At 56.5% G+C, this 22,460-nt stretch carries 21 protein-coding genes and 1 pseudogene; 13 read left to right on the plus strand and 9 right to left on the minus strand.

Annotated features, from left to right (window positions below; translation table 11 throughout):
- The 7 genes from HOC_RS18030 to HOC_RS22240 all read right to left on the minus strand — a co-directional run.
- The coding region (locus HOC_RS18030; RefSeq protein WP_035541177.1) for an efflux RND transporter permease subunit at positions 1-1,358 on the minus strand (1,358 nt) is incomplete at its 3' end.
- Positions 1,355-2,908: an efflux RND transporter periplasmic adaptor subunit gene (locus HOC_RS18035; protein ID WP_084146440.1), complete on the minus strand. Its 1,554-nt coding sequence runs from the start codon at positions 2,906-2,908 to the stop codon at positions 1,355-1,357. The genes HOC_RS18030 and HOC_RS18035, both read right to left, overlap by 4 nt.
- Position 2,909: 1 nt before the next feature.
- A complete protein-coding gene (locus HOC_RS18040; protein ID WP_035541178.1) occupies positions 2,910-4,160 on the minus strand; it encodes a TolC family protein in 1,251 nt (416 codons plus the stop codon).
- Positions 4,161-4,805: 645 nt separating this feature from the next.
- Positions 4,806-5,171, minus strand: a complete 366-nt coding sequence (locus tag HOC_RS18045; protein WP_051625076.1) for a c-type cytochrome — start codon at positions 5,169-5,171, stop codon at positions 4,806-4,808.
- A gap of 30 nt (positions 5,172-5,201) precedes the next feature.
- Entirely contained in the window at positions 5,202-5,513 is a 312-nt protein-coding gene (locus HOC_RS18050; RefSeq protein WP_051625077.1) for a cytochrome c family protein, read from the minus strand.
- Positions 5,514-5,534: 21 nt separating this feature from the next.
- Entirely contained in the window at positions 5,535-5,864 is a 330-nt protein-coding gene (locus HOC_RS18055; RefSeq protein WP_156950537.1) for a hypothetical protein, read from the minus strand.
- Positions 5,848-6,867, minus strand: coding sequence for a hypothetical protein (locus HOC_RS22240; RefSeq protein ID WP_156950538.1), 1,020 nt, complete (start codon positions 6,865-6,867; stop codon positions 5,848-5,850). Before HOC_RS22240 ends, HOC_RS18055 begins: the two co-directional genes overlap by 17 nt.
- A 468-nt stretch (positions 6,868-7,335) precedes the next feature.
- On the opposite strand from HOC_RS22240, the gene HOC_RS18065 reads away from it, so the two are divergent.
- From HOC_RS18065 to HOC_RS18080, 5 genes and pseudogenes are all read left to right on the plus strand, one after another.
- Positions 7,336-9,123 (plus strand): FAD-dependent oxidoreductase, encoded by a 1,788-nt coding sequence (locus HOC_RS18065; RefSeq protein WP_035541182.1) that lies wholly within the window; start codon positions 7,336-7,338, stop codon positions 9,121-9,123.
- The gene (locus HOC_RS18070) at positions 9,120-10,931 is read left to right on the plus strand and encodes a 2-oxoacid:acceptor oxidoreductase subunit alpha (protein ID WP_035541183.1); all 1,812 of its coding nucleotides are present in this window, start codon (positions 9,120-9,122) and stop codon (positions 10,929-10,931) included. The genes HOC_RS18065 and HOC_RS18070 overlap by 4 nt, the downstream gene beginning before the upstream one ends.
- Positions 10,928-11,983, plus strand: a complete 1,056-nt coding sequence (locus HOC_RS18075) for a 2-oxoacid:ferredoxin oxidoreductase subunit beta (protein WP_035541184.1) — start codon at positions 10,928-10,930, stop codon at positions 11,981-11,983. Before HOC_RS18070 ends, HOC_RS18075 begins: the two co-directional genes overlap by 4 nt.
- A gap of 125 nt (positions 11,984-12,108) precedes the next feature.
- Positions 12,109-12,228: pseudogene (locus HOC_RS22735) on the plus strand (IS481 family transposase); the annotation flags it as partial.
- A 233-nt stretch (positions 12,229-12,461) separates the two neighbouring features.
- A complete protein-coding gene (locus tag HOC_RS18080) occupies positions 12,462-14,114 on the plus strand; it encodes an acyl-CoA dehydrogenase family protein (protein ID WP_035541186.1) in 1,653 nt (550 codons plus the stop codon).
- An 84-nt stretch (positions 14,115-14,198) separates the two neighbouring features.
- Here HOC_RS18080 and HOC_RS18085 read toward each other — a convergent pair whose 3' ends face one another.
- Positions 14,199-14,435 (minus strand): hypothetical protein, encoded by a 237-nt coding sequence (locus HOC_RS18085; RefSeq protein WP_051625078.1) that lies wholly within the window; start codon positions 14,433-14,435, stop codon positions 14,199-14,201.
- Between the two features lie 415 nt (positions 14,436-14,850).
- Here HOC_RS18085 and HOC_RS18090 point away from each other — a divergent pair, with 415 nt between their 5' ends.
- The 8 genes from HOC_RS18090 (at position 14,851) to HOC_RS18125 (ending at position 21,851) form a co-directional block, all read left to right on the plus strand.
- The gene (locus HOC_RS18090) at positions 14,851-15,090 is read left to right on the plus strand and encodes a MoaD/ThiS family protein (RefSeq protein ID WP_035541188.1); all 240 of its coding nucleotides are present in this window, start codon (positions 14,851-14,853) and stop codon (positions 15,088-15,090) included.
- A 10-nt stretch (positions 15,091-15,100) separates the two neighbouring features.
- Positions 15,101-15,571 (plus strand): hypothetical protein, encoded by a 471-nt coding sequence (locus HOC_RS18095; protein WP_035541190.1) that lies wholly within the window; start codon positions 15,101-15,103, stop codon positions 15,569-15,571.
- Positions 15,572-15,584: 13 nt separating this feature from the next.
- Complete coding sequence (locus HOC_RS18100) at positions 15,585-16,082, plus strand: molybdenum cofactor biosynthesis protein MoaE (RefSeq protein WP_084146441.1); 498 nt, start codon at positions 15,585-15,587, stop codon at positions 16,080-16,082.
- On the plus strand, positions 16,063-16,605 hold the full coding sequence (moaB, locus tag HOC_RS18105; protein WP_035541192.1) for a molybdenum cofactor biosynthesis protein B: 543 nt from the start codon (positions 16,063-16,065) through the stop codon (positions 16,603-16,605). Before HOC_RS18100 ends, moaB begins: the two co-directional genes overlap by 20 nt.
- The gene (moaC, locus tag HOC_RS18110) at positions 16,602-17,090 is read left to right on the plus strand and encodes a cyclic pyranopterin monophosphate synthase MoaC (protein ID WP_035541194.1); all 489 of its coding nucleotides are present in this window, start codon (positions 16,602-16,604) and stop codon (positions 17,088-17,090) included. Before moaB ends, moaC begins: the two co-directional genes overlap by 4 nt.
- A complete protein-coding gene (locus HOC_RS18115) occupies positions 17,087-18,271 on the plus strand; it encodes a molybdopterin molybdotransferase MoeA (protein ID WP_035541196.1) in 1,185 nt (394 codons plus the stop codon). Before moaC ends, HOC_RS18115 begins: the two co-directional genes overlap by 4 nt.
- Before the next feature lie 154 nt (positions 18,272-18,425).
- Positions 18,426-20,615: an adenosylcobalamin-dependent ribonucleoside-diphosphate reductase gene (locus HOC_RS18120; protein ID WP_035541207.1), complete on the plus strand. Its 2,190-nt coding sequence runs from the start codon at positions 18,426-18,428 to the stop codon at positions 20,613-20,615.
- Between the two features lie 24 nt (positions 20,616-20,639).
- The gene (locus HOC_RS18125) at positions 20,640-21,851 is read left to right on the plus strand and encodes an NnrS family protein (RefSeq protein WP_051625079.1); all 1,212 of its coding nucleotides are present in this window, start codon (positions 20,640-20,642) and stop codon (positions 21,849-21,851) included.
- Here HOC_RS18125 and HOC_RS18130 read toward each other — a convergent pair.
- On the minus strand, positions 21,823-22,460 hold a 638-nt coding region (locus tag HOC_RS18130; RefSeq protein WP_206741606.1), incomplete at its 5' end, for an IS630 family transposase. The two genes, HOC_RS18125 and HOC_RS18130, sit on opposite strands and share 29 nt — an antisense overlap.

The raw sequence follows: 22,460 nt of genomic DNA on the forward strand, positions 1-22,460 counted from the left end.
CTGAATGTTATGATCAAGAGAGAGAAGAACAAGGCCGGCCCGACTTCAACGGCAGCCTTGGTAACAATTTGCCAGCGGTTGTCCCTGGTCAGGGGTGTTCGCTCGATATGTTTGTGCATGTTCTCAATCATGACAATCGCAGCGTCGACCATGGCGCCGATGGCAATCGCGATACCCCCAAGCGACATGATATTGGCATTGATGCCTTGAGCATTCATGACAATGAATGCCGCGAGAATCCCCAGAGGCAGGCTGAGAAGGATAACAAGCGCACTGCGGATGTGGAAAAGAAACAATGCGCAGACCAGAAGCACGACGATGAATTCTTCGAGCAGTTTCTCTTTCAATGTGTCCACGGCACGCTCAATCAGTGATGAGCGGTCATATGTGGTCACGATTTCGACCCCCTCAGGAAGGCTTTCCTTCAATGTTTCAAGTTTCTCTTTGACGAGATCAATCGTGCGCATGGCATTTTCGCCATAGCGCATGATGATTACGCCGCCCACGGCCTCTCCCTCGCCGTTTAGTTCGCCAATCCCGCGCCTAAGTTCCGGGCCAAGACGAATCTGCGCAACATCACGTAACAGAATAGGCGTTCCTTTTTCGGTGACCGCCAATGGGATAACCTCAAGGTCTTTGATGCCCTTAATATAGCCGGAGGCCCGGACCATATATTCGGCTTCGGCCATTTCAATAACACGCCCGCCCGTTTCCTGATTACCGCGCACAATTTCCGACTGGACTTTCTCCAGTGGTATTCCATATGTGCGAAGTTTTTCAGGATCGACCACGACCTGATACTGCTTCACCATTCCGCCAATCGTCGCGACTTCAGACACGCCGTCTATGGTTTGCAGTTCATACTTCAAGAACCAGTCCTGTATGGACCGAAGCTGGGCAAGATCATGACCGCCTGTTTTGTCGACAAGCGCGTATTGATAGACCCACCCAACCCCGGTTGCATCTGGTCCAAGGGCAGAACGTGAAGCTGCGGGCAGGGTCGGGGCGACCTGCGAGAGATATTCAAGAACGCGCGAACGTGCCCAGTATAGATCCGTCCCGTCTTCGAATATAACATAGACAAAGCTGTCATTGAAAAAGGAGTATCCGCGAACCGTTACGGCGCCGGGCACGGCGAGCATCGCGGTGGTTAGCGGGTAAGTTACCTGATCTTCAACAACTTGAGGGGCCTGGCCTGGAAAAGTGGTTTTGATGATGACCTGCACATCGGACAGATCGGGTATCGCATCCAGCGGCGTATTCTTGACCGTGTATCCACCCCAGACTGTGAGCAGAATTGCGAAAAGGATAACCAAAAAGCGATTGCCAATCGACCAGCGTATGAGACGAGCGATCATTGCTTGGCCCCCTTGTCCATACGCATTTTCTGGATATCGGAGAGGACGTAATTGTCGTTGCTATCCGGCGTTACCAGAATGGTGATGTCGACATGATCTCCCTTGTTTATACCCTTGAGCAGGTCTGGCTTTGTGACAAATGACATGGTCATGGACGGCCAATCCAGTGCCGCTACGGGGGCGTGATCAATCGTCACCATGCCGTGCTCTTGCATAACCGAAACAACCGTCCCTTTGGTTTCTACTTCGCTTGCCTGTTTGGCACCGGACTTTTCAGACGAGGTCTCCAAATTTGAAGCGGAACTCTCAGGTTCTCCCGGGGTCATTCTCAGAACCGTCCCGCGCAGACTGGCCTCTGAATCAAGAAGAAATTGCGAGGACACGACAATTGTTTCCCCGGCGCCAAGGCCGGAAAGGATTTCAATGTCGTCGCCAATTTCCTGTCCGGAAACGACTTTGGCAGGCTGATAATGTCCATCCCCCAAAGCCAGTATGACCCGCTCCGTGCGTCCGGTCCGAATGAGCGCTTCACGTGGAATGACCAAAGTGCCCGGCATATCCATCGTCGGCATACCTGAGCCTGTCTCGATACGAAGACGCACGAACATATCGGGCCTGAGGAGGCCGTCCGCATTGTCGAATCCGATACGAACCTGAACCGTTCGTGCCTTGGCATTTACGGTGGGGTAGATGTACTCAACCTTGCCTTTCCATTCGCGCCCAGGCATGCCGCTCATCCGCATGGATACGTCTTGACCAGGATGCACTTGATGTACCTGGTCTTCAAATACGTCAGCAATTGCCCAGACTGATTTGAGATCAGCAATCTTGAGCACATTCATTCCGGGCTTTACGAAACCGCCTTCGCCTGCACCCATCTGCGTAACAATGCCGCTTCTGGGCGCATAGATATTCATCAGGCGTTCTGATTGACCGCTCTCGCGAAGATTTTGAATTGCGCGCTCACTCATGCCCAGCGATAGCAGCCGAGACCGTGTGGCAGAAATCAAATTCGTACTGCCCATTCGTGTCGCTTGCAGATACTCATCCTGCGCGCTGACCAGCGGCCTGGAGTAAATCTGAAACAGAAGTTGCCCTTTTCTCACTTCATCACCGATAGCTTTGACGGGCATGTGTTCAATCCAGCCTTCGGTGCGCACGTCCACGACCGATGTGTTGTCGTCGTCTATCTGTATGGTGCCGACTGTTTCGATTACCGGGAGAGACTCGCTTGATGAAACAATTGCCGTTCTAACGCCAATATTGTTCTCAACGGTCGGATTGATACGCACAAGGTTGCGATTTTCATCAGCACCTGCCTCATCGGCATAAACAGGGATCAACTCCATTCCCATGGGAGACGTGCCCGGTGAATCGCTTCGGTAGCTTTTGTCCATCGGTGCGGCCCAATAGAGCGGTTGCTTTTCAAGTGCAGCTTGCGACGTCCGGGAAGGGTTGGATGATCCTGCGAAATACATCATAGCGACAATTCCGACACCAAGTCCGAGTCCAAAAACAGCCGTTAGGACTAATGGTTTTGACGTCCGCATGTTATTCTCCACTCAAAAAAAGCAGACTGGCTTGAGCTTGTAAGCGATCAATCCGTAGCCTGCTTAAGGTCAATTCGATGTCCAGGACGGCAAGTTCGGCGCGAACGAGTTCTGAAAAATCGGCGAGATTATTACCATAAGCGGTCATGGCAGCTTCACTTGTTTCTCTGGCCCGCCCGAGCACGTCGGATTCATAAAGATCGATCCGTTCGCCAAGACGGGTATATTGAGCCCAATTACGGCGCAGGGAGCGCTCAAGCTCCAGAGCCTGCGTATCGCGTTCCAGTTTTTGCGAAGAGCGCAAACGTTTCGCGGCGCTCAGGGCGTAGTCTTTGTTCTTCTTCGAGAAAAGCGGGAGTGACACCGAAACGCCAATCGAGCCAAAGTCCGACCGCGAATCCCGAAGACCGTACTGTGCATCAAAGCTAAGCCCCGGCTTGAATTGCTCGGCTGCTATATCGACTTCACGGCTCTTTGTATCCACACGGGCATCGAGTGCCTTCATAGAGGGGTGCATTGCCAGTCTATCTCTTATCGTCTCTTCGCTTTGAACCATCGGGAGAACCGGAAACGCGGTTGAGAGATCTCTGGCTCCGTCCAGTCTTCCCAAGAGCCGTTCGAAATTAGCTCTTGCAATATCTTCATTGCGATCGATATCGACGAGCTTTGCGTCAAGCGACACGGTTTCAAGATCAACCCGGAGAACGTCCTGCAGGGAAGAGCGTCCACTGGAATAAACGGCTTCGGCAACGCCTCCAAGCTCAGCCACTTTTTGCTGACTTTCAAGAGTCAGCCTGCGCGCATCGCGCCAATAATAGAGTTCAAGCCATGTCTGGCGTGCCTCCAGTATGATTTGTTGTTCTCTAAGTGATTTTTCAAAACGAATACCTTTGGCCTGCGCGCTTTGTTTTTCACGCGTTAGCGATAAGGTTTGGCCCTTCGGAAGCTCCTGGCGCAGACCAAATTTAAGTTGTGTCATGGGTTCGCGGTTATAGTCAAAACTGGATAGCGGGAAATTGGCGACCTGGGCACTTAAGACCGGGTCGGGGAGTTGGCTGTCGGCGATCGCCCGATCCTCAAACGCCTGGGCCTTCTGCTCAAAAGCTCCGACGCTCGGGTCATTGGCACCAAGCGCCAGAGAGACAGTCTCAGGTAAGGTCAAAGGTGTTTGTGCATTGGCATCAGTGCCGAACAGCAGCACCGATATGCTGACAGACAGCGCAGCGACAGCAGGCAGAAATAAGCGGGACATTGGCTTTTCCTCGGATGACTCAAGTTTATTTCGAAAAACAGAGACGCGCTCGCATTCGCGCTCAACGCGGCAAGAAGGAGGTCATAGCCGGGGAGGAGGCGTCTCCAAACGTACAAATGCTCCTAATGTCGCGGATTGGTCATGAGGATATTCCGTTGGATACTGGGCAAGAGTGAGGTGGCGAACGTCCCGCAATAGGTCGGCTGGCAAACGGGTGATTGAGCATGCCATCATGCACGCGTCGGAATCAGGGCAGGGTGTCTCGTGGTCATCATCGCATCTGTCGCTGTAATCGCTTCTTTTGCTGCATGCGCACGCTTCCACGCTTTTTACGGTAACGGTTTGAACATGGGAGTGAGAGGCGTCAGCCACTCCCATCCGTTTCGAGTAGGTTGAGGTCGAAGCCAATGAAGAAGAAGCGACTATGACGACAAAAGCCAAAAGAACACCGAAAAGGGTGATCCGTTTTCCGGCTGATCGATATGAATACAAATGGCGCATGCTTATATCTTCATCAAAGGACAGCCCGTATCCGCATGCGCCCCATCGTTGACCGCAAACGGCCTCGCTGACTGCTCGTATTGGGCGCAAGCGCGGAATATTTCGATACTAGTTCCAACCGGCAATGCCGCGGGCAACTGGATATCATTCGTGGTCAAATGTTTCATGCAGATATGCCAATACGTCGTCGATATCTGAATCGGTAAGACTTGCGTTTCCTCCCTTTGCGGGCATTGGCATGGCCGAGCGCCGACCACGGAATCCATTGATGATATGATCTGTGAGGACATCATCGTCTTGAGATAGCACGCCATTCGCCTTGTTGAAATCTGGCGTACCGGGAATGGTGCCTTTGCCGGTGGGGCCATGACATGCGACGCACGTCCCGGCATAGACTTCCTTGCCACGAGCCGTGTCGGATGTGTCTTGAGCCTCGGCGCCAGAAGCCAGGAACATGGCGCCGCTGGCAAAAAAGACGATGCAGAGGGTGCGTGGGAATCGCAAATTCATCGGAAAGACCCTTTCATGTGATCTTGTTCGCTAATTGTTGCTGGCTTGAAGAAATGCTCGAATGTCATCGGTGTCCGATGCGGGCAAATTGGCACGTATTCGCATGTGCGTGACAGAAACGTCCCATTCTTCATCGGTCAGTTCGCTCGGCGAGCGCAAATTGTGACATCTCGCGCAATTTTCGCTCCACGCTTTGGCGCCGCGGACGATCTGCATTGGATCTGCCTGGGCGGCCGTTTCTGAGTTCGGCGCACCTTCGGCGACGGACCGTGAGGCAACGAGAAGACCGGCAACCAGTAGCGCAGCCGTCATGCCGAGGGCCGGGAGTGAAAAGAGTTTCATACCATCATCCTTTTTTGCAGATCAGAATCCATAGCCAAGCTGGAATTGAACGCGGGTTTCACTTGGTACGCCGGGGACTTTGTAGTCGCGCCATTCCAGGCCGGCTTTGGTGACAATTGTCGGCGCGAGCCAATAGTTCAGCCCGATATTGAGACGATTTTGTGCGTTCTCTTCTGCGAGCACGGGATGCCCGCTAATGTCAAACTCACCATATCGGATGACGGGCTCCAACCTGTGAATCATGTCAGAGTCGGTCACATCAGACAGTCGATACGAAAGCTGCCCATACCAGGCCTCCATTTTCAGCCGAGGCAGCAACAAGCCGAGCGGGTCATCATCGGTGACGCTCAATAACGTCCCTCGCTGCGAATTGAGGTATTCGAACCGCGCCGCGATCGGCCCTTTGGTATAGGCCGCATCGACCCCCCCAAAGCTCATAACGTGCGTCTTTCGGGCCAACAGAAACAAGTTCATCGTTCCCAATTCCGTTGACTTTGGCCGTCAGATAGGACCCGCCAACTTCAAGATACGGAAGAGGGAAAAAGCCTATACGTCCGCCAACAGATTTATCGCCGTTGTCATCGGCCCCTGTCCCTTTAAGCGCCACGCCACCTTCGGAAGTCGTGCGAGGGCCGTTGCCGACCGCGACAGCGTAGGTAAAGCGGGTTGCGCCTGCTGGTATCGAGCCACGCAATTGCAATCCAGTATCGCTCGACGGTTGCACCCCATCGTGTCCGAATCCAGCGGGTGCCCCTTGAACTTTGTTGATCCAGCTTGGATGCAGACGCTCCTGAAATTGCCCGATTGGACTGAGATACTTGCCCGCTATAAGAACAGCATAATCATTCAATATGAGATCGATCTGGGAATATTCGAGTTCACTCGTTGTCTCACCATCATTCGTCGTCGAATACTCAAACTCGCTCTCGAAGACGAGCAGATCCTTATATTGGAAATGGAAGGCGGGATTGAGTTTTCCGCTTAAAAAACTATCCGATCCCGGCATATCGCCACCTGAAAAACCAACATCGGCATATCCGGCTAAATGCCATTTCGTATCGGGCGCTTCGCTTGGTCTGGTATTGTCCGCAATCAGATCCGTCTGATTTTCTACCCCTGCTATTCTGTCAACAGCATTGAGCGCAGTTGTCTCCGCTTTTGTGGCTGTCAGGGATGATTCCAGAACTTTGGCTCGCAAGTCTCCCAGTTCAGTCTCAAGCTTTTCTATGCGCTCCAACAGGGCCTGAGCCTGTTGATCGGCACCTGTCGTCGTTTGCTGGGCCTGCGCGTTAGCCGATAAGATACTGGACAGCGCCGTTGCAGCAATCAACGTGCGATACAAAGTGGAATTCATGTTTCAGGCCTCGATCTTTCCGCGTGTTGTCTGTCTTCAGCCTCAGGCAGCTTGTACGCGTCAGGTCATGGTGCCCCTCAGAATATCTGCGAGTATCCTGGGATCCGGTTTTCTGGCGGTTCGCCTGGGACCCATAGGCGAGGTGAAGACGGCGCGCGGATCGCGGTGGCCCGAGGGTTTTTGGTGTGCCGGCAGTCACCGCACGGCCTGAGCAGGCAATATCAGGTAAAACGGGCTTGGAGTGGTGTGCTCAGGCGAAATGATTTGCCCAGAGCATAATAGTCGATCGTTTCTTGCCGAGCGTTCTCTGGCTATAGTTGCCACTGGTCGGTCCGCTTGAAACGAGGTCCACGGAGCAGGGAGGGAGAGTTCCGACGAGCTCTTCTGACCGTGGTACGGGCGCGGCGGATTTTCTCATTGCAGCCTGAAATTTTGCCGCTACGCTTCCGATATTGAAAACGGGGCATCATGAAACCTACCGATATCAAGGATCCCGACTACTTCCACAAAGTCGTCGATTGCCAGTGGGCTTGCCCGGCACATACGCCGGTCCCCGCCTATATTCGTTTGATTGCGCAAGGCCGCTATGGCGACGCCTACTTGCTCAATCGCGAGTCTAACGTGTTTCCGGGCGTGCTTGGTCGCGTATGTGACCGCCCCTGTGAGCCAGCTTGTCGCCGCACGCGTGTTGAGGAAGAGCCGGTCGCAATTTGCCGTCTGAAGCGCGTCGCGGCCGACCACCGCGATGATATCACCGACCGTCTGCCCAAAAAGCCGGAACAGTCCAACGGCAAGCGCATTGCGCTGATTGGTGCAGGGCCCGCATCCTTCACTGTCGCAAACGATCTTGCCCCGATGGGCTATGAATGTACAATTTTTGAAAAGCTCGACAAGCCAGGCGGCTTGATGCGCTCCAACATTCCGGCGTTCCGCCTGCCCGAAGACGTGTTGATGGAAGAGCTTGGATACATCCTGCAAATGGGCGTCGACCTAAAACTTGGCGCAGCCATTGAGAGCATGAAGCAACTCCAGACCGAGGGATATGATGCCATCTTCGTCGGCACCGGTGCGCCCAGGGGCAAGGACCTCGATCTGCCTGGCCGTCGGGATGCGAAGGAAGGCATTCACATTGGCATCGATTGGCTCGAATCAGTCGCCTTCGATCATATTGACGCGATTGGCGAAAACGTCCTGATCATCGGTGTCGGCAATACCGCAATGGATTGCTGTCGCACCTCGCTGCGCCTTGGAGCAAAATCGGTCAAAGTCATGGCCCGTAAACCGCGCGCCTTCTTCAAGGCCTCCGAATGGGAGCTCGAAGACGCCGAAGAAGAGAGTGTGGATATCACAGTCAATCATTCGCCAAAATCATTCGTGACGGAGAATGGCAAACTGATCGGCATGATGTTCGACGTCATGGAATACGACGTGGACGACACCGGCCGCATTACCGACCAGCGTGTTGCAAGGGACGTCATGATCCCATGTGACGATGTTATTCTCGCCATCGGCCAGGAGAACGCATTTCCGTGGATCGAAAAAGACTCTGGCATTGAGTTCGACAAATGGGATGTGCCAGTTATCAATGAGAAGACATTTGAGTCGACAAGGCGCGGTATCTTCTTCGGCGGCGACTCTGCATTTGGCCCCAAGAACATCATCTGGGCCGTTGAGCATGGTCATCAAGCCGCAATCTCAATTCACAAATATTGCCATGGCGCAGACCTTAGCGTCCGCTCCCCCGACGAGATAGAGTTCGAATCGGCCAAAATGGGCATGTTTGAATGGCGCTACTCAAACGCGTATGATGCCTCTGACCGCCGCAAGATGGAGCATATTGCGCTGGTCGACCGGTTCAAGAAACTTGATATCGAAGTTGAACTTGGCTTTTCGGCGGAACAGATCGCGACTGAGGTCGAGCGCTGCCTGAACTGCGATGTGCATACCGTCTTCGACGCGCCGCTTTGCACCGAGTGCGATGCCTGTATCGACATCTGCCCGGTTGAGTGCCTGTCCATCACGCCTCAGGCTTCTGAAGCTGACCTTCGCAACATCGTGCATGCGGCAAACGCCGATCAAGCCTTGTTCACATCTGCCCCGCTATCGTTTAGCGGTCGTGTGATGATCAAGGACGAAAACATCTGTCTGCATTGCGGTCTCTGCGCCGAACGCTGCCCGACATCGGCGTGGGATATGCAGGAAGGTGTCATCAAAATCCATCACGCCAGTGAGCAAAAGTTGAGTGCTGCGGAATGAACGGACCATCTGTCAATGATTTCGTGATCAAGGTCGCGACCGTCAATGGTACGGGGTCTGCCAGCGCCAATGGTCTCTTGATGAAGACAATATTCCGCATGGGCGTGCCGGTTGTCGGCAAAAACATCTTCCCGTCCAACATTCAGGGTTTGCCGACCTGGTACGAAATTCGCGTCACCGGCGATGGCTATGGGGGACGCGATGGCAATGTCCATTTGTCGGTGGCGATGAACCCCGATACGTATGCTGACGACGTTGCGGAGCTGACGCCAGGCGGCGTTCTGATGTACGATTCGACCTGGCCACGCCCACAGCTAACGGCACGTACCGATGTCACTGTCATCGGTGTCCCCTTGTCACGGATGTGTAACGACGCTTTCGCCGTCGCCCGCTCACGTGTTTTGATGAAGAACATGGCCTATGTCGGCGCAGCCGCCGCCCTGCTCAACCTCGACATGGCAGTCATCCAGGCGCTGGTTGAAGAAATGTTCGCCAGCAAACCAAGGCTGGTCCCAGACAATATGAAGGCGCTGGCGCTCGGCTTCGACTATGTCAGTGAAAACTTCGAATGCCCGCTACCCTTCCGCGTCATGTCAATGAACAAGACAGAGGGCAAAATTATCATCGACGGCAATACCGCCGCAGCGCTTGGTTGCGTCTATGGCGGCGCAACATTCGGAGCCTGGTATCCGATCACACCGTCGACCTCGTTGATGGATGGCTTTGCCGAATATTGTGCCAAGCTACGGGTTGATCCGGAAACCGGGTTTAACAAGTTTTGCATCATTCAGGCCGAAGATGAACTGGCCGCAGCCGGTCTGACCATCGGCGCCTCGTGGAACGGCGCCCGTGCCTTCACACCCACGTCCGGCCCCGGCATTTCACTGATGAGCGAGTTTATCGGATATGCCTATTATGCCGAAGTGCCGATGGTATTGTTCGATATTCAGCGGGTAGGCCCATCGACCGGCATGCCGACCCGCACCCAGCAGTGCGATATTCAGCTTTGCGCCTACGCCTCGCACGGGGACACTCGCCACATCCTCGTCTTTCCCGCTAATCCACGAGAGTGTTTCGAGATGGCGGTCAATGCGCTGGACCTTGCCGAGCGTTTCCAGACCCCGGTCTTCTTCATGTCCGACATAGATATCGGCATGAATGACTGGATGGTCGATGAGCTAACGTGGGACGACACCTACATCCCGGATCGTGGCAAAGTCCTGACGGCAGAAGAGGTCGATGGCCTCGACACATTCCATCGCTATCTTGACGTAGACGGCGACACTATCCCGTATCGCACCTTGCCCGGAACGAATCCCAAGGGATCTTACTTTCTTCGTGGATCGGGACACAATAAATTTGGGCGCTACACAGAAAAGGGCCCCGAATACAAAGAGGTGGTCGACCGTCTTCTGGCAAAGTGGAAAAGCGCTGCCGAAGCCGTTCCTGCCCCAATCACCATCTCGGCCCGTTCGAAAGCGCGCTGCGGCATCATTGCTGTCGGCAGCTCGGATCCCGCGGTTCTGGAGGCGCGCGACCGCCTCGAAGCCTCCGGCATCCCGGTCGATTATATGCGTGTGCGGGGATTCCCTTTCTCAAAGGAAGTCGAGGCTTTCATCGATGCGCACGAGCAGGTCTTCGTGGTCGAACAAAACCGCGACGCGCAGTTGCGCGGGCTTCTGGTTGCCGAGACCACTGCGCCGAAGGAAAAACTTGTTGCGATCCTGCATTATTCTGGCGAGCCGCTGAATTTCCGCTTCGTCTATGATGAAATCCAGACCGCCGTGAAAGTAAGGAAGATCGCATGACCTCCTTCGTCAAACCAAAAATCCGCCGCAAGCAAGAGCCGGTCAACACGCTCGGCATGGTCCGGGCTGATTATGACGGCACTGCGTCGACCCTATGTGCTGGGTGCGGGCATGACAGCGTCAATGCAGCTCTGGCCCGCGCCTTTTTCGAATTGTCGGTCGAGCCGCACATGGCGGTCAAAGTCTCAGGAATCGGGTGCTCGTCGAAAAGCCCGACATACTTCATGTCCGATGCGCACGGCGCCAACACCGTGCATGGCCGGATGCCGGCTTTTGCCACCGGCGCAGTCGCGGCAAATTCTGACCTGACCTATATCGGCATTTCCGGCGATGGTGACAGTCTGTCCATCGGTCTCGGCCAGATGGCACACGCGATCCGGCGCAACGTAAACATGCTCTACATGCTCTACAATAATGGCGTGTACGGCCTGACCAAAGGTCAGTTCTCCGCCTCCGCAGACATTGGCTCAGTCGCCAAGAAAGGCGGCGCCAACGAGCTACCACCGATTGATCCTGCTGCCCTTGCTCTGGCCACTGGCGCGACTTTCGTGGCGCGCAGCTTTTCCGGCGACCGCGAACAGCTCATCCCGCTGATCAAAGCCGGGCTCAGACACACAGGCTTTGCCGTGATCGACGTCATCTCGCCATGCGTGACGTTTAACGATCACAAGGGCTCCACCAAATCCTACGCGCACACCTACAAATATTTCCACCCGGCCGTGCACGCCGATTTCGTGCCGCCGAGTGAAGAGATAATAACAGCCTATGAGGAAGGCGAGCTGATGCCTGTCGAAATGCACGACGGCAGCCGCATTCGCTTGCGCAAGCTCGATAGCGATTACGATCCTCGCGACCGGGCGGGCGCCTTTGCCAAAGTGCTGGAAGGCCAGAGCAAGGACGAAATTCTCACTGGCCTCCTCTACATCAACGAGGACTTGCCCGACATGCACGCCCGAAAGAATACGGGACCACGCCCCCTCAACCAGATCCCCTACAGCGAATTGAACCCCGGCGCAGCGAAGCTGAAGGATCTGCAGAGGTCTTTTCGATAGGGTCTATTGGCATTGTCATGTTGGACATCGGAGCAATAGCGGCTCGTCTTTGCAAGTCTGTAGATATGTACAATTCAGCGAGACACCCTTTTTAATCCCGGGATAGGGACAGAAAGGTGTTTTCAATGACCAGTGAACAATGCGAGATTCAACGCGAACTTCGGATTCTGGAGCATGCCGAGAAGATCGGAGATGTGAGCAAGACATGCCGATATTTCGGGATTGGACGGGCAAGCTTCAGCCGGCCTCAAACCGGATGACGAGGAGTTTCAGGCCGCCTGAATTTTATGCGACCGCGAGCCTCGACGTGCGACGCTCCGATACGCGTCCGAGCGAATGAAAGAGGGGGCGTCTTCAGGCTGTGAGCCCCGGGCCAGACTGAAAGCGGGGAAATGGTGGTCGCCTGTCGACACTTTGACCCCGTATCGTCCCGGGTCTAGAATAGTATTCAAGATGAAGTGGAGAATTTCGCAATCCGATGTCTGACCGCGCGCCCCTTTCTGAACTTTCCACGCATGTCGTGTCCAACCAGGCGGCGCCTTTCGAGAACGTGAACCTGTTCGACACGGACCGGGCCCTGATCGGCGCAGTCGCCGCGAACGGCGGCGCAGAGCATCATGATCAGCTATCGCACTTTGGTGCAGAATGCGGATCTGCTGACGTGCAGGCGCTGTCGCGTCAGGCCAATCGGCATGTGCCGGAGTTGCGAACATTTGACCGTTTTGGCCGCCGTCTCGACGAGGTCGAATTTCATCCGGCCTATCACGAGTTGATGAAGCTTGGACTTGATTCCGGCATATCGGCGAGTGCCTGGACACAGCCTGAAGCCGGCCATGTATCCCATGGGGTCATGATGATCCTGATGGGGCAAGCTGATCCCGGCGTAACCTGCCCGATGTCGATGACCTATTCCAGCGTTGCAGCTCTGGCGACAGACCGCGACCTGGCTGACATCTGGGTGCCCCGCGTCAAGGCCAGCAGTTATGATTCCCGGATGATTCCAGCTGACGAGAAGAGCGGCGTCACGATTGGCATGGCCATGACGGAAAAGCAGGGCGGTTCCGACGTGCGCGCGAACACGACACGGGCCGTTCCTGACGGCGACGGCGCCTACCTCCTGACCGGCCACAAATGGTTTTGCTCCGCGCCGATGAGCGATGCGTTCCTGACGCTGGCCTATTCGGATGATGGGCTGACCTGTTTCCTGGTCCCGCGCTGGCGTCCTGATGGCACGCGCAACGGGATACATATCATGCGGTTGAAGGACAAGCTCGGCGACAGGTCGAACGCGTCCTCCGAAATTGAATACCACAACGCCTGGGCCCGGCAGCTTGGCGAGTCAGGCCGCGGTGTGCGGACCATCATCGATATGGTGCAGCACACACGTTATGATTGTGTTCTTGGTTCGGCGGGCGGTATGAGAGCCGCGCTCGTGCAGGCCCTTTGGCACGGGTCACACCGCCGGGTGTTTCAAAAGACGCTGATTGATCAGCCCGCAATGCGTGCCGTACTGGCCGACTTGATAATCGAGAGCGAAGCGGCAACGGCGCTGGCGCTGAGACTGGGCAGAAGTCTCGATCAGGCCGGGACGGACGATTCGGAGGCTGCTTTCGTCCGGCTGGCCACACCGGTTGCCAAATACTGGGTCTGCAAACGCCAACCAGGCTTTGTCTATGAGGCACTCGAATGTCTCGGAGGTGCCGGCTATGTTGAGGAAGGACCCATGCCGCGCCTGTTCCGCCAATCGCCTTTGAACGCGATCTGGGAAGGGTCGGGCAATGTCATCGCATTGGACATATTGCGCGCGCTCGCGCGCGCGCCATCCAGCCTGGAAGCTGTGATGACAGAACTGGCCCTCGTCCGCGGAGCGCATCCCGACTATGATCAACACTGTGCCCGGTTGGAAGAATATTCGCGTCCAGGCGGCTTACATGAGGGTGCAGCGCGCGCATTCGCGCAGAGTGCCGCACTTGCTCTGCAAGCGGCCGCGCTTTTTCAATCGGCTCCCGATTTCGTGTTCGAGGCATTTTGTCGTCAGCGACTTGCCAAAGATCGTTCGGGATTTCTGTATGGCGACGTGTGTGAAAGCGTCGATCAGCAGCGACTGATTGAACGCGCGATGCCCAATTGATAGCTGCCCGCTGATTTTGCGCCGTCCGTCCGACGACAGGATTCCGACCAGATGGATCCAACGCTAAAGCTGCCGCGCCGCGACCTAGAGGATCAGGATGGCATTCAGTCTTTTGATGACCATGGGCTTGAGTGCGTGTCCAGCCAGCCATGAGCCCGCTTGACCACCGATCAATCCGGCCAGAGGCAGAGGCCAGTACGGGACAGCGACGGACAAGAGGGCAGTGCCGTGTCGCTTCATGACCGGGCCTGCAAGGCCCGAGAGAGAATTGGCCAGAATGAGAAGGCTGCATGCGGCGGCGATCTGGCGCGCGCGCCCCATTTCATCGTGTAGAGTACGGGTGCCAGAAAAATCCTCCCCCCAATTCAGGAGAGGCCCGACAGGAGTCAAATTCCGGTACCTTTAATAGCGGACGACAGATAGCGTGGTTTAAATATCGGGACGTCATCCTGCAGGACAGAGTTTTCCAGTGCGAGGCGAAGCCCGAACTCACGAAACGCAATATCCGTGGTCTCGCCGTGCGCCTAATACTTTTGTTTGGCTCGTGGCCTGCAAAAATCGGGCGGGCGAATGATCGATGTCATACGTCGGCAAGTTTTCCGCGACTATTGGTGGGCTTGATAAAATGTCGATGCACTCGGGCGACAAATTGAACACTTGAGGCAGACCTTCTTCGGAAATGGTCTTTGGTATCCTTTTCGGAACTGGTCGTTGCGCCGCGTGAAAGAGTAAGAGTATGAGAATCAGCTTTTTTGGGAAAATCTCGGATCCAATTGGCAAGACGACGGATATCGCGGTTCCTGCGTCCGGGCTATGTGTTGCGGATATTCGACAGGAAATTGCGGAAGCCTGCCAGACTGAGCTCATTCTCGACCAGACCATTCGCGCCGCCGTCAATGACAAGATCGTTATGGAAGACCACAGGGTCATGCCTGGAGACGATCTGATGTTCATGAGCGTCCTGTCGGGAGGTTGAGGACAGAGCCATGCTGGACATGAGTATTGCCCGGGCCTTGCATGTATTGGCAATTGTTCATTGGATCGGCGGCGTGTCATTCGTAACCTTGGTGCTCTTGCCGGGCATTCGAAAGTTTGTGGCACCAACAGATCAGGCCGATCTGTTTTCTCGCGTGGAGTCGGCTTTTTCCTGGCAGGCCAAGCTGTCGGTGACGCTGGCGGGATTGACGGGTTTCTATATGACCCATTCCCTTGCGGCCTGGGGCCGGTTCCTTGATCCAGGGTTTTGGTGGATGCACGCGATGGTCACGATCTGGCTGATCTTCTCGCTGGTCCTGTTCGTCTTCGAACCCCTCTTTTTACACAATTGGTTCGAGGCGGCCGTCGCTGTTGATCCTGTGCGAACGCTCAACCGGGTACAGATCGGCCACTATATCTTGTTGATAGTCAGCGCGGTCACGATCGGCGCGGCCTTGCTTGGCGCCCATGGTACATTGTGATGAGGGGATGACGATGAGACAATTGCCGGGAACCGTTCCGGTCAGCGCGATTTTGACGGAGGAGACGTTCGACGTAGCAGACGCGCTCGCGCGGTTTTCTGTTTCGGCAAAGGGTGCCGGTGCCATCGTCTCTTTTCAGGGCATCACGCGGCCTGAAACCAAAGGCGGCGAACCACTGGACCGGCTCGTGCTGGAGTGGCATCCACGCTTGACCGAAATTTCTCTGCACCAGATTGCGCAGGCTGGCGCCGACAGGTTCGCAGCGCGCGCAGTGACAGTAGTGCATCGCTGCGGCGTAATTCTTTCCGGCGAAACCATCGTGCTTGTCGCCGTCGCCGGCGACCACCGGCGTGACGCTTTTCTCGCTGCAGACTACCTGATGGACCGGCTCAAGACTGATGCCGTATTCTGGAAACGCGAAGAGGGGGCGTTTGGATCCCGCTGGATCGAGCCCACCCAAAGAGATCAACACGACCGAACGAGATGGAATCATGACCAAAGCCAGAATTGATGAAACATTGGAATTCTACCCGCTTAACCTTGCCGTGATGACGGTCTCGGACACGCGCGACGAGGCGACGGACACTTCTGGTGGCTTGTTGATCGCGCGTGCAGGTGCGGCCGGTCACACAATCGTCGCCCGCCAGATTGTAAAGGATGAGGTCAGCGCAATCCGCGAAACGGTGGCGCGCTGGGTGGCGGATCCGGGCATTGATGTCATTCTCACGACGGGCGGTACGGGTTTTTCGCCGCGGGATGTAACCCCAGAAGCGATCCGCCCGCTTTTCTCCCGCGAGATGGATGGTTTTTCGACAGTGTTTCACCATGTCAGCCTGGGCACGGTAGGGATTTCGACATTGCAGTCGCGCGCCTTTGCCGGACAGGCCGGCGAGACGTTCATTTTTTGCGTGCCAGGTTCTACCGGCGCGTGTCGGGATGCGTGGGATCATGTTTTTGCCTTCGAGCTGAACAGTCGCTACCGGCCGTGTTCGCTGGTCGGACAGATCGAACGCTATCGGGGAATTTGCCCATGACCGGATTGACCCATCTCGATGCCGAGGGGCGTGTGCATATGGTGGATGTCGGCAACAAAGCCGTATCTGTGCGCCGCGCGACCGCGCACGGGCAGATCCGATGCCTGCCGGAGACACTCAACCTTGTGCGCGAAAATCGTGCACCCAAGGGCGCTGTGATAACGACAGCGGAACTCGCGGGCATCATGGCGGCAAAGAAGACCCATGACCTTATCCCCCTTTGTCATCCCTTGCCCCTCAGCAATGTGTCCATCACCATAGAAATGGACGATGCATTGCCCGGCTTCAAAGTCAGCGCCGAAACGCGTACGTCTGGTCAGACGGGTGTGGAAATGGAGGCGCTTACCGCCGTCAGTGTTTCCTGTCTGACGCTCTATGACATGCTGAAAGCTGTTGATCGGGGTATGGTGATCGAAGCGATACGCCTGACGGCGAAAAGCGGAGGTAGATCCGGCGACTGGACCGCTCCGGATGATGCGTCATGATCGGGTTCGAGGAGGCTGTCGCCAGGATTGTCGCGCTCGCCTTGCCACTGGGGTCGGAGCGCGTGCCGATTGAGTTGGCCGCCGGACGGACTCTGGCGGCGCCGCTGATGGCACGCTCCAGCATGCCTGCTCAGAACGTTTCAGCCATGGACGGCTATGCGGTTCGGGACGCTGATATGCAGCCGGTCCCTTTCAACCTGCCAGTATGCGGTGAATCGTTTGCGGGTTCGGATCCGTCCATCGTGCTGACACCGGGAACGGCCTGTCGAATATTCACAGGAGCACCTGTGCCAGAGGGGGCTGACCGGGTGATCGTTCAGGAAAACATTGAACGGGACGCTAATAAGGCGCGTGTATTGCGTCCCTATGGGCCGGGACGCAATATCCGTATGGCCGGATCCGATTTCCGGAAGGGAGATGTCTTGCTGCAAGCCGGGCACAGACTTGATTGGCGTTCGATGACCACTGCAGCGGCAGCTGACCGGAGGGATGTGGAGGTCTTCCGTGCCCCACGTCTCGTCATTCTGGCGACAGGAGATGAGCTGGCCGCCCCCGGTCATGCTCACGAACGCGCAGGTGCCATTCCAGAAAGCGTCTCGTTTGGCATCCATAGCCTCGCAGGGGGGGGCGGCGCTCAGGTTCTGAGATCTCTTCGTCTGCCAGATGACCGAGATATCCTGAGGCCAGCGGCAAACTCGGCGCTCGCAGACGCCGATCTGGTCGTCGTGATCGGCGGTGCGTCGGTGGGTGAGAAAGATTATTCCCGTGAGATGTTTAGCGAGCCCTTGGACTATGTGTTTCCAAAAGTGGCGATCAAGCCTGGTAAACCGGTCTGGTTGGCAAAAGTAGGCGGGCGACTGATCCTCGGCCTGCCAGGCAATCCAACCTCGGCGCTCGTCACCGCCAGGCTTTTCCTCGCACCGCTCCTTGCGGGTCTGTCGGGCAGGAATCCCATGGACACGCTCGCCTTTGGGTCTCGTTGCTGTCTGGATGCTTTGCCGCAAACAGGTGACCGGGAAACATTTCTGCGCGCCCTGCGCACAGAAGCGGGTGTCACACTTGCCATATCGCAGGATTCCTCCAGCCAGATGACACTTGCTCATAGTAACGTCCTGATCCGTCGCGAACCGGGCGCGCCAGCTTTAGTACCGGGCGAAGACGTCACAGTGCTAGATTTCTGACGCGGATCATTTCGATGACGAGGCAGCTGATGGAGATCAAGCATGGAGATGACATTTTTTTGCCAGATGAGTGGGGCGCGCACCCTCCAAAACGCCGCGCCGAATCAGACAGCTTCCAAAGTCTGTTGCACTCAGAACCAAGAGGATGAAACTGATGCCCTTCGATACACCGCTTGCCGAAGAAATCTGGGACAAGAAATACCGGTTCCGGTCCGCATCGGGTGAAGACGGCAATCTTGCGGGGACGTTTGATCGTGTTGCGTGCGCCGTCGCCAAAGCTGAAAAGCCTGCGAAGAGAAAGGTCTGGACATCCCGGTTTCGCGACGCGCTCACCAATTTCCAGTTTATACCGGCAGGCCGCATTCTTGCTGGTGCCGGGACCGGCCGGAATGTGACTCTTTTCAATTGTTTCGTGATGGGCACTATTCCTGACGATTTGCCCGGCATCTTCGAGCATCTGCGTGAAGCCGCGATCACGATGCAGCAGGGCGGCGGGGTCGGTATGGACTTTTCGACCATCCGACCGTCTGGCGCGCCGGTTCTGGGTGTTGGCGCTCACGCGTCCGGACCGCTCAGCTTCATGGACACCTGGGACGCGATGTGCCGGACGATAATGTCCGCCGGACAAAGACGGGGCGCGATGATGGGGTGCCTTCGTATCGATCATCCCGACATTGAAACGTTTATTGATGCCAAACGCGACGGAGAACGGTTTCGAAACTTCAACCTGTCCGTGCTCGTCACCGATGCCTTCATGCAGGCGCTTGAATCTGGGGATGACTGGACTCTCAAGCATGCGGGAACATCCTATCGCACCGTGGCGGCGCGCGATCTTTGGGATCGCCTGATGCAGGCAACGTATGATGCGGCTGAACCGGGCGTCATTTTCGTTGACAGGGTGAATGCGGAAAACAACTTGGCCGACATCGAGACCATCTCGGCATCCAATCCGTGTGGCGAACAGATGTTGCCACCCTATGGGGCTTGCCTGCTTGGATCGATCAATCTCGCCCGTCTGGTGAGTGCGCCGTTCGAGCAGGAGGCAGCACTGGACGTAGACCAGCTTGAGCACCTGACGGAGACAGCGGTCCGATTTCTCGACAATGTGATCGACATTTCCCGCTTTCCGCTCGCCGCGCAGGAAAGCGAAGCGAAATCGAAGCGGCGGATCGGTCTTGGCATTACAGGTCTTGCCGATGCGCTTATATTCTGCGGCGCGACCTATGGATCGCCCGAGGCATTGGCAAAAACGGATATCTGGCTTGGAGCAATCAAGCGCGCAGCCTATCGTGCGTCCGCCAGACTTGCCGAGGAAAAAGGGACATACCCCCTTTACGATTGCGCCATCCTTGACCGTCCCAATCTGCTCAGCCTGGATGACGAGACCCGCTCGCTCATTGCGGCGCATGGTCTGCGCAACGGGTGCCTGACATCAATCGCCCCGACGGGGACGACCTCGCTTCTGGCCGACAATGTATCTTCGGGCGTTGAGCCGGTATTCGCCTTTTCCTATATGCGCAAGGTCAAGCAGGCAGATGGTTCGACCCGTGACGAAGCCGTGACCGATTACGCGCTGGCGCTGTGGAAGAGCCTGCATGGCGAGGTATCGCCACCGGAAGGCATATTCGTTAGTGTACAGACGCTTGCGCCAGCCGATCATGTGCGCATGCAGGCCGCGGCCCAGCGCCATGTCGACAGTTCGATCTCGAAGACGGTCAATTGTCCGGCCGGAATCGATTTCGATGCTTTCAAGGACATATACCTCGACGGATATCGTCGTGGCTGCAAAGGGCTGACGACATACCGGCCCAATGCGATCACGGGATCCGTTCTGAGCATGATCGATTCCGTCGCAAGCCCGCTGGGCGAACAAGGATTGCTGCCACGCGCAGCGCGTCTCACCGGCGCGACCTACAAGCTGAAATGGCCGCCCATTGCTCATGCGGTCTATGTAACGATCAACGATTCCGAGGAGGGGCAGAGCACCCAGCCCTTCGAGATATTCGTCAATTCCAAGAATATGGAGCACTATGCGTGGACGCTCGCTCTGACACGCATGATTTCTGCCGTGTTCCGGCGTGGCGGAGATGTCAGCTTTGTTGCCGAAGAATTGCAGGCCGTGTTCGACCCGCAAGGCGGCGCGTTCATGGATGGACGCTATGTTCCGTCACTGCCCGCCGCCATCGGGCGGATCGTGGCGGAGCATCTCGGACACACAGACCCGGCCACGGATGTTGCACATGATACATCGGCCAGTTGCTGTCCAAAGTGCGGGCAGAAGGCGCTCGTACGCAAGGAAGGGTGTGATACCTGTCTCGAATGCGGTCACTCGAAATGCGGATGATGACTGACCACCGGAGGTATTGAAATGGCAAGCACAGCCCCGCAGGTTCGGGCCTATACGGGGCTCGCCCTGTTCAGCTTCGGGTTCCGGCCTTTCTTCCTGCTGGGCGCTGTTTGGGCGGCCGTGTCTGTTCCGTTGTGGATTGTGACCTATTCATTCGGGCCCGGGGCGTTGCCATTCGAGGCAGGGCTTGTCTGGCATGTTCATGAAATGCTGTTCGGCTATGGGGCCGCTGTGGTGGCCGGATTCCTGCTGACCGCAATTCCGAACTGGACGGGCCGGTTGCCTGTCTGCGGGACACCGCTCATTGTGTTGGTTCTGGTATGGGTCGCAGGGCGTGTCGCCCTGCTCGTGCAGACCGATCCGGCTTGGATCGGGGCGACGGTCGATGCGGCGTTTCTTTTCCTGTTCGCCGGACTGGTCTGGCGTGAAGTCATTGTAGGTCGTAACACAAAAAATATCAAGGTAGCTGCTGCGGTCACCACGCTTGCCCTGGCCAATGCCGGGTTTCATTATCTGCATCTGTCATCGGGCGGACTGCCCCGCATCGCGATCAATGGCGGTCTGGCGACGCTTCTGTTCATGATCATGCTGATCGGCGGGCGCATCACGCCGAGTTTCACCCGCAACTGGCTTGCCAGGCGCGGTGCGCCTCCACCTGTGGCCTATGGCAGGTTCGACGCGGCTGTTCTGGTTTTTTCGCTTGTAGCGCTTGCGGCGTGGGTTTTTGCGGGTGATCACAGGTTTGCGGCCGTTGGAATGGTCCTGGCGGGCGGGTTGAACGTCCTGCGGCTTGCACGCTGGCGAGGCTACGCATGCCTGGCCGAGCCGCTCGTCTTGATCCTGCATGTCGGGTATGCATGGGCTGCGGTGGCGTTGCTCTTGCTAGGACTGGGTAGCATCGTTCCGGAGATCGTGCCGCGTGTAGCAGGGATTCATGCGGCAGGTGCCGGGGCCATCGGCGTGATGACACTCGCGGTTATGACGCGGTCAAGTCTCGGTCATACGGGACGCGCTCTTGTGGCAGGATCTGGGACCGTTATGATATACTTTCTGATCAATCTAGCCGCCCTTCTCAGGGTCGGAGCAACTTTCCTGCCGATATCGTTTCAGACGAGCCTCAACCCTGTCGCTGCATTGATCTGGTTTGGGGCGTTAGCAGGCTTTTGTCTGGTCTACGGCCCGCGCCTGCTAGAGCACCATGCTTTTAATCTGACGCATAGCCTGCGGCCTTGAAGTAGTTCCAGCATTCATCTGGCTCGTAGAGTTTGCAGATACTACCGATTGCGGCTTCGAGATCGTCAAAGGTCCGTGCGGCGGCTGCCCGCAGATGGGCTTTCAGCTTCGAGAAGGCCTGCTCGATCGGGTTCAGGTCGGGCGAGTATTGCGGCAGGAACAACAGCCATGCGCCATGGGATCGGATGATCTCGTCGGCGTAGGCACTCTTGTGGACCGAGAGGTTGTCGAGGATCACCACGTCACGGGGCTGCAGGGTCGGAGCAAGTTGAGTTTCGACATAGACATTGAAAGCGGATCGATCCATCGCGCCGGGGATAATCCAGGGTGCGGTGAGTTCTCCGCAGCGCAGGGCAGCGATGAAGGTCTGGGTACCCCATTTGCCGAACGGAGCGTCTGCTTTCAGCCGTTTGCCCCATCGCGCCCGGCCGCGCAGACGCGCCATCTTGGTGTTCACCGAAGTTTCATCGATGAACACCAGCCGGCCGGGCGAACGGCGCATAAAGGGCTGGCGATGGTGGATCCAGATCCGGCGGCGTTCAGCTACGTCGGCGCGTGCGCATTCCGAGGCCATCAGCTGTTTAATGGGATGGTCCGCCCCGTCTCCTC

Source organism: Hyphomonas oceanitis SCH89 (genome assembly GCF_000685295.1).
Classification (GTDB): Bacteria; Pseudomonadota; Alphaproteobacteria; order Caulobacterales; family Hyphomonadaceae; genus Hyphomonas; species Hyphomonas oceanitis.